Source organism: Bradyrhizobium sp. (assembly GCF_030654605.1).
GTDB lineage: Bacteria > Pseudomonadota > Alphaproteobacteria > Rhizobiales > Xanthobacteraceae > Bradyrhizobium.
Genome location: NZ_JAURXB010000036.1, coordinates 1 through 1,807, shown reverse-complemented (window position 1 = coordinate 1,807; position 1,807 = coordinate 1). Strand labels below are relative to the sequence as shown.

At 62.3% G+C, this 1,807-nt stretch carries 3 protein-coding genes and 1 pseudogene; 2 read left to right on the top strand and 2 right to left on the bottom strand.

What is annotated here, in order from left to right; all coding sequences use genetic code 11:
• Positions 1-658, top strand: a pseudogene (locus Q7U29_RS03675) (molecular chaperone HtpG); the annotation flags it as partial.
• Between the two features lie 24 nt (positions 659-682).
• Here Q7U29_RS03675 and Q7U29_RS03670 read toward each other — a convergent pair.
• Entirely contained in the window at positions 683-970 is a 288-nt protein-coding gene (locus Q7U29_RS03670) for a Fis family transcriptional regulator (protein WP_304738557.1), read from the bottom strand.
• The gene (locus Q7U29_RS03665; RefSeq protein ID WP_304738555.1) at positions 946-1,317 is read right to left on the bottom strand and encodes a type II toxin-antitoxin system RelE/ParE family toxin; all 372 of its coding nucleotides are present in this window, start codon (positions 1,315-1,317) and stop codon (positions 946-948) included. Before Q7U29_RS03665 ends, Q7U29_RS03670 begins: the two co-directional genes overlap by 25 nt.
• 229 nt (positions 1,318-1,546) lie before the next feature.
• Between Q7U29_RS03665 and Q7U29_RS03660 the strand changes: the two genes are divergently transcribed.
• Positions 1,547-1,807: DUF3095 family protein (locus tag Q7U29_RS03660; RefSeq protein WP_304738552.1), on the top strand; the 261-nt coding region annotated here is incomplete at its 3' end.

Below are 1,807 nucleotides of genomic sequence, written 5' to 3'. Positions count from 1 at the left end.
GGGCGAGAACCGGTCGCTGAAGCAGTACATCGCGGATCTCAAACCGAACCAGACCGAAGTGTACTTCCTGGCCGGCGACAGCATCGAGCGGCTGAAATCGAATCCCAAGCTGGAGTCGGCCGCCGCCCGCGGCATCGAGGTTTTGCTGCTGACCGATCCGGTCGACGCGTTCTGGACCTCGGCCCCGCTCGATTTCGAAGGCAAGCCGCTGAAGTCGCTGAGCCAGGGCGATATCGATTTCGGTCTGATCCCGCTGCTGGACGACAACAAGGAAGAAACGAAGCCGGAAGCCGATGGGGCCGCGATCATCGCCGTGATCAAGGCGACCCTCGGCGAACGCGTCTCCGACGTGCGCGCCTCGCAGCGGCTGACGTCGAGCGCGTCCTGCCTGGTCGCCGGCAGCCATGGCCCGGACCGCGAACTGGAGCGCCTGCTGGCGCGGCAGAACAAGGGCGGCGGCACCAAGCCGATCCTCGAGATCAACCTGCGCCACCCGCTGGTGGCGGCGATCTCAGGCGACAGCGCCGACGGTGCGGACCTTTCGTTCCTGCTGCTGGAGCAGGCCCAGATCCTCGACGGCGAACTGCCGGAAGACCCGGCGGCGTTTGCGGGGCGCCTCAACCGGTTGGTGTTGCAGGGGGTGGCGAAGGGCGGGTAGGCCGACCGTCGCAAGGTTCGAACGTCACACCAGTTGAAGCCGTAACTCCCGCCCTACAATTCTTGCGGCTCGCTGCAGGCTTTCGATCGTGGCGCTGCCGTTGTCGGGATCGAGCAGTCGATCAACCTGCGCACGGCTGGTTTTCATCAACTCGGCCATTCGCTGTTTGGTGATCTTCTTCTTCTTCATTTCGCTGGCGAGCTGATGCGCAATCACGGCCTTGATCGCGGCGGCGGTTACCTCCTCGCGGATTCCGCCTTCTTCGAGCCAGCTCTCGAAGCTCGAACCTATGTGCGGGTTTTTCCTGGCCATGCCTGCAACTCCTTAAATCTCTGCCGTGCCACCGTCAGTTCTTCCGCCGGGGTCTTCTGCGCCTTCTTGATCATCGCATGCAGAGCGATCAGCATGCCGTCGTGAAATCCGAAGAATATCCGCGCCTCACGCCTGCTCGGCAGCGAGGCACGCACTTCCCACAAGCCTGCGCTCAGGGGACGGCACAGCGGTAGACCGATCGGCCAACCGTACTGAACCTTGGCGATGTCGCGCCCGATCGTCCGCTTGTCTTCGCGGGACAATTCATTCAGCCATTCTCGCACTGGCTCTCGGCCGGTTACCGATCGCCAAAATACGAGAGGGATGGGTTTGAGGCCTTCGGCCATCCTCGATCACTGTACCAAAAAAGATGCATTCGGGCAATAACAAAACGCCAAGTCGGAAGCTCGATCCCGGGTATCGAAACGGGCCAACCCCGGAAAACATTTTGTTGTCGGAGATCGTTTTCGGTCAATATGTCTCTAGGCCCGGCAATTCGCTGTAACGGCCGAACCGATTGTCGCGATCGGCCGTAACTACATTCACCAACCCTGGAACCCGGACGATCTTCCGCCCATGACCACACCCACCAGCGACACCTTCTACAGTTCCATCCCGGTCTTTCGCGGCTTTGCCAGCCTGATGGACCCGGCGCTGTATTCGCCGCTGCCGGACGACTGGTCGATCGGCGTCGCCGATATCGTGGAATCGACCAGGGCGATCGCGGAGGCGCGCTACAAGGCGGTCAACATGGCCGGCGCTTCGGTGATCGCGGCGGTGACGAACGCGCTGGAGGGCCGCGAGTTTCCGTTCGTGTTCGGCGGCGATGGCGCGAGT

Bases quoted from the DNA above. Each gene is read 5' to 3' on its own strand.
- Q7U29_RS03670 (WP_304738557.1), bottom strand. From the start codon at position 970: ATGGCCAGGAAAAACCCGCACATAGGTTCGAGCTTCGAGAGCTGGCTC.
- Q7U29_RS03665 (WP_304738555.1), bottom strand. From the start codon at position 1,317: ATGGCCGAAGGCCTCAAACCCATCCCTCTCGTATTTTGGCGATCGGTA.